The following is a 4864-nucleotide window of genomic DNA, read 5'->3' on the forward strand; positions in this document are numbered from 1 at the left end:
TTGCGATATCAAAAATCTCCGTTTCAAAAACATCATATTCTATACCATACTCAGCACAATGCTCTTTTAAAAAGTTATAATTTTCTCCCATTCCGTAACTAATCGTAACTGCCTTAAAATAGAAGTTATAAGGAGCAACTCTTTGAATATGTTTTAGCGCATGAACAAGTGTTAACGAATCTTTTCCACCACTAAGACCAACTAAAACCCTATCACCCTCTTTTAAAAGCTCAAACTCAAAGTTTGTTTTAGCTATCTGTTTTATAAGTTTTTTGGTAAATTGCGCTCTTTTCATTTTGCCATTTTATCAAGCATAGACACTACAAAATCCGCACTTATCTTTGATGAACTTTCCAAAAATTTATCAAAATCAAACCCAGCTTCCATATCCGCGGCATCACTTATTGCTCTAAGTATAAAAAACGGAATATCAAAAGCGTCGCAAACTACGGCAACGGCCGCTCCTTCCATCTCTAAAGCGTCAGCGTCAAAAGTTTTTTTAATCCACTCTTTTTTTTCGCTACTTGCGATAAATTGATCTCCTGTTGCGATAATTCCCTCTTTTAAATCGATCCCTTTATCTTTTGCAACCTCTTTTGCTAAAAAAAGAAGCTCTTTATCACTCTCTATATAAATTTTTCCTTCAGGCACATATCCAAAAGGATGCCCAAAAGCGGTAATATCAAGATCATGCTGACAAAGTTTCGTTGCCGCTATCAAATCTCCGATTTTTAAACTTTCGTTTATAGCTCCTGCTACTCCGCTAAATAAAAGTCTCTTTGCGCCAAAATGCTGTATCATAACAGAAGCTGTTAACGACGCAAAAACTTTACCTATCTTGCTATAAGCAATAACAAGTTCAATTCCTTTATATTTTGCCTCATAATAGATATTGTTTGCCAACTCGTAAGATTTTATATCGTTCATATAATTTAAAAGAGGTTCAATCTCCTCTTTCATCGCTCCCATTATAGCTATTTTCATATTATCTCCATAATTTATATTTATATCTCTTTTAGAGCACTCTCAAGGGATTTCATATCAGAAACAGAGAGTGTAGGAACTTTTGTTAATCTTCTATTTAACCCCTTTAATACGTTTCCTTCCCCAAACTCTATAAATATATCAATCTCTTTTTCTATATTTTTTATAGATTGTTTATATAGCACCGGCTCAACCAGTTGCCTATCAAGTAGTTTTACGGCTTCTTCTTTAGTGTTATAGGGCCTTGCTGTTACGTTTGATACCACAGGGGCCAAAAAGTTATTTTTAATAAATTTTTCCAGATACTCTTTTAGAGGTTTTCTTGCATCTTCCATCAATGGACAATGGCTTGCAACGCTCATATTTAAAAGCATCGCTCTTTTTGCCCCTTTTTGCTTGAAAACCTCTTCTAACGATTTTAGGTCATTTTTTAATCCCGCTACGACAATCTGCCCGTCGCTATTATAATTTGCCGGCCACACCTTTTTGCCCTCTTTATTGGCCTCTTTGCAAATCTCTTCTACATCTTCATCACTCAATCCCAGCACTACCATCATTCCACCGTCTACGCCCTTAGAGGCTTCATTCATAAATTTTCCTCTATTATAAACAAGCTCCACTCCATCAATTATGTCCAAAGCCTCTACGCTTACCAATGCGCTAAACTCGCCCAATGAGTGCCCCAAAGCATAAATTGGAGCTACATTTGAGATATTTTTAAAAAGTTTGTTAGCAATAGAGCTAACAAGCAATATAGCACTTTGAGTAAATTGAGTTTTATTTAAATCCTCATTTTCTTCAAACAATAACTTTTTAAAATCTATTTTTAGCCTATCGCTTGCAGCTTCTATCAACTCTTTTGCAAGATCTGTATTTTCAAAAAAGTCTCTCCCCATACCGATCTTTTGACTCCCTTGCCCGGGAAATAAGAAGACTACTTTTTTCATAACCTATCCTTATTTTCGTTTATTTTTTTTCTTAAAGTATTTCTATTTAATCCAAACATCTCCGCCATTTTCAATTGACTTTTAAATTTTTTAAATCCAGCTTTTATTAACGGAACTTCATAAAGATACAAAAACTCTTTATAATCATTTTTCGTTCCGATTTTTTCCTCAAAATATTTTTCTAAACACTCAATTATTTGTGACTCTTTAATATTTTTTATAAAAAAATGAAAATATACCTCTTTTTTTATAGAATCTCCGTTTTCGCTCAAATCAAAATCGATCGAATCAAGATCTAAATCAATATTTGAAGAAAAACTGTTTTTAACTTCATCCAAAAATTTCTCGGCCAAAGGTAAAATATCCTCTTTTCTCTCTTTTAATGGAGGAAGATATATTTTAATAGGAAATATCTTTTCAACTATTTCACTTTTTGTAGCAGAATTTGATGTAGCTATTATTCTAAATTTTTTTGAAATTGCTTCAAGAAGATGAAGATTTTTACACTCTTGAATATTTAAAATAATAACAGATTGAGAATTTTTAGGGAGATTTTCAATTTCTAAAAGATTATCTTTTAATACAGGGGCTTCATTTGCTATATATCTTGCTAAAGTCTCTTTTCCTACGCCTTTTGGCCCCTCTATTAAAACATTTATATTTAGACTTTTTAAAATATTTGCGGATTTTAGGGCCTCCTTTGAGGCCCTAGAATTTACGATAAAATTAGTGACACTCACCTGTCCCACATCCGCAAGACTCATTTGGATCAATTACTTGACCGGTCATAGCCTCTTCAGCAGTTGCGTCTCTAACGCCAACTATTTTAACTGTAAATAGAAGATCTTTTCCAGCTAACGGATGATTAAAATCTATAACAACCTCTTTATCGTTAAAAGATTTAACGGTAACTTGAACCGTTTCTCCGTTTTCACCTTGTCCATAAAGAGTCATACCCTCTTGAAGTTCAATACCCGCAAACTGTTCTATCGGAAGAGTTTGAACGGCATTTTCATCTTTTTGTCCATAAGCATCTTGAGCTTTTACTAAAACATCAGCCTCTTCATTTTCGCTCATCTCTTTGATTTTGCTCTCTAATCCAGGAATTATCTGACCCTTTCCCGTTATGAATTGTAGAGGCTTTTGCCCTCTGTTTGAGTCTATAACTTCGTTTGTAGCCGCATCTCTTACTTCATACTCCATTGATACGACTTTGTTGTCTGCAATTGCCATATTTAACCTTTCTAATATAAATTGAGATTTGATTTTATCAAATTTTTCTTTTGTTTATATTAATTTAATTTTATAATTTTTTCAGATACTTTTTCGCTAATGAGGCGGCTTTGCTTTTTGGATATTTTTTAATCAAATTTTCATAAAAAAGTTTTGCCTGCTTCTTTTGACCTACTTTTTCCAAAGATATTGCGGTATGAAGCATCAATGTTGGCATATAAGAGGCTTTTGAATATAAACTGGCACTCTTTTTATAATATTCAATCGCACATTCATAATCTTTTTGATAATAACATATCTCACCAACATAAAAACTTGAAGTAGCCGGCTTATATCTTTTTTTTATAGAGGCTAAAAAATACTCTTTGGCTTTGTCATATTTTTTTAGCTTATAAAATTTTTTTGCCTCACTAAAAATAGTTGCGCCGCTTTTAGAGGAAATTGCGGTTTTTTTTATAGATTTTTTCAGATCTAAAAATTTTTTATCTATATATGAGTAGATATTGGTTATCTCTTTTTTAAATTCTTCTTTGCTTACATAACTATTGTTTATGGAATCTATGAGTGAAGTAAGTTCGCCTAATACACTTTTTATCTGCTCAAAGTTCTCTTTTTGCAAAGTTATCGTTTTGTTTAAATCTTCGTTTAATTTTGAGATTTTATCTTCTAATTCTTCTTTATCTTTGCTTTTTTCATCTAGAAGTTGATTTATTTTTTGCTTAATTTCATTTAAATTGGAATCAACCCCTTCAACAACACTTCTAAGACCTTCTACTTTCTCCTCAAGTTCACTTATTTTTGCGCTGTTTATCGCGTTTTGTTTTCTTAGGGAGTCTATATTTTTTTTATTTTGAAGAATATATTTTTCCGTGGTAGTAAGCCCGTAAGGGCTTGGACTCTCAAGATTGCCGGCCTCAAACGCAGAAGGCTCTTTAGCAAAGAGAGGGAGAAGAAAAAGAGTTATTAAAGCTATTTTATTTTTCATAAAACCCTCTCAAATATTTTATGGAAGAAGTGTAAATTCTACCCTTCTGTTTTTTCTCCAGCAAGGGATGTTGTGTTCAGTACACACTGGATTGCTTTCACCGTAACTAATAAGCGTCATTCTATCTGGATTTACTCCCCTTGCAGCAAGTGCGTCTCTTACGGATTTTGCCCTTTTTATACCAAGTGCGTAATTATACTCGTCCGTTCCCCACTCATCACAGTTTCCTTCTACTCTTATCTTAAACTCTACAGCATCTTCACGATTAAAAAGTTTTGCATCAAAATCTACATTTTCAACTTGATCGGGTCTGATATTGTATTTATCAAAATCAAAATAGATCTTTTTAGCTTCAGCCTCTATCGCTTTCATTTTTTGAATCTTTAACTCTTCCTCACTAAGACCCTCTTCGCTCTCAGCGGTAACTTCTGTAATTCCTTCGCCCTCACTAACTGTCGTAGCTGTCTCTTCTTGAGCGGCAGCTTGAGTCGTTTCTGGAGCCTCTATCTCAACACTCTTTTTAGCACATCCGCCAAATATTAAAGCAGCGGCAAATAGACCGATTAATAAACTTTTTCTCATAACTTCTCCTTATTTCAAAACTTTTTATAATTTTACCAATATTTTTCTTAATTACCAGTCAATTGACTGTATTTTTCCAACTTTTAGCGGATAAAGGTAACTTTTATTATAATTTAATCTAATTACGCCAAGG

Annotated in this window: 7 protein-coding genes; all 7 read right to left on the reverse strand. The window is 33.2% G+C overall.

Annotated elements, in window-relative coordinates:
* Positions 1-295: PP-loop family protein (locus tag AC30RD_RS06390; protein WP_489493543.1), on the reverse strand; the 295-nt coding region annotated here is incomplete at its 3' end.
* Complete coding sequence (locus tag AC30RD_RS06395) at positions 292-984, reverse strand: 5'-methylthioadenosine/adenosylhomocysteine nucleosidase (RefSeq protein WP_489493544.1); 693 nt, start codon at positions 982-984, stop codon at positions 292-294. The genes AC30RD_RS06390 and AC30RD_RS06395, both read right to left, overlap by 4 nt.
* Before the next feature lie 20 nt (positions 985-1004).
* Positions 1005-1931, reverse strand: coding sequence for an ACP S-malonyltransferase (gene fabD / locus AC30RD_RS06400; protein ID WP_489493546.1), 927 nt, complete (start codon positions 1929-1931; stop codon positions 1005-1007).
* Positions 1928-2671 (reverse strand): sigma 54-interacting transcriptional regulator, encoded by a 744-nt coding sequence (locus AC30RD_RS06405; RefSeq protein WP_489493547.1) that lies wholly within the window; start codon positions 2669-2671, stop codon positions 1928-1930. The genes fabD and AC30RD_RS06405 overlap by 4 nt, the downstream gene beginning before the upstream one ends.
* Positions 2658-3164: an FKBP-type peptidyl-prolyl cis-trans isomerase gene (locus AC30RD_RS06410; RefSeq protein WP_489493548.1), complete on the reverse strand. Its 507-nt coding sequence runs from the start codon at positions 3162-3164 to the stop codon at positions 2658-2660. Before AC30RD_RS06410 ends, AC30RD_RS06405 begins: the two co-directional genes overlap by 14 nt.
* A 70-nt stretch (positions 3165-3234) precedes the next feature.
* Positions 3235-4149, reverse strand: a complete 915-nt coding sequence (locus tag AC30RD_RS06415; RefSeq protein WP_489493549.1) for a tetratricopeptide repeat protein — start codon at positions 4147-4149, stop codon at positions 3235-3237.
* A gap of 18 nt (positions 4150-4167) precedes the next feature.
* Positions 4168-4731, reverse strand: a complete 564-nt coding sequence (locus AC30RD_RS06420; protein WP_489493550.1) for an OmpA family protein — start codon at positions 4729-4731, stop codon at positions 4168-4170.
* Between the last annotated feature and the right edge of the window lie 133 nt (positions 4732-4864).

This window comes from Nitrosophilus sp. (assembly GCF_982775275.1).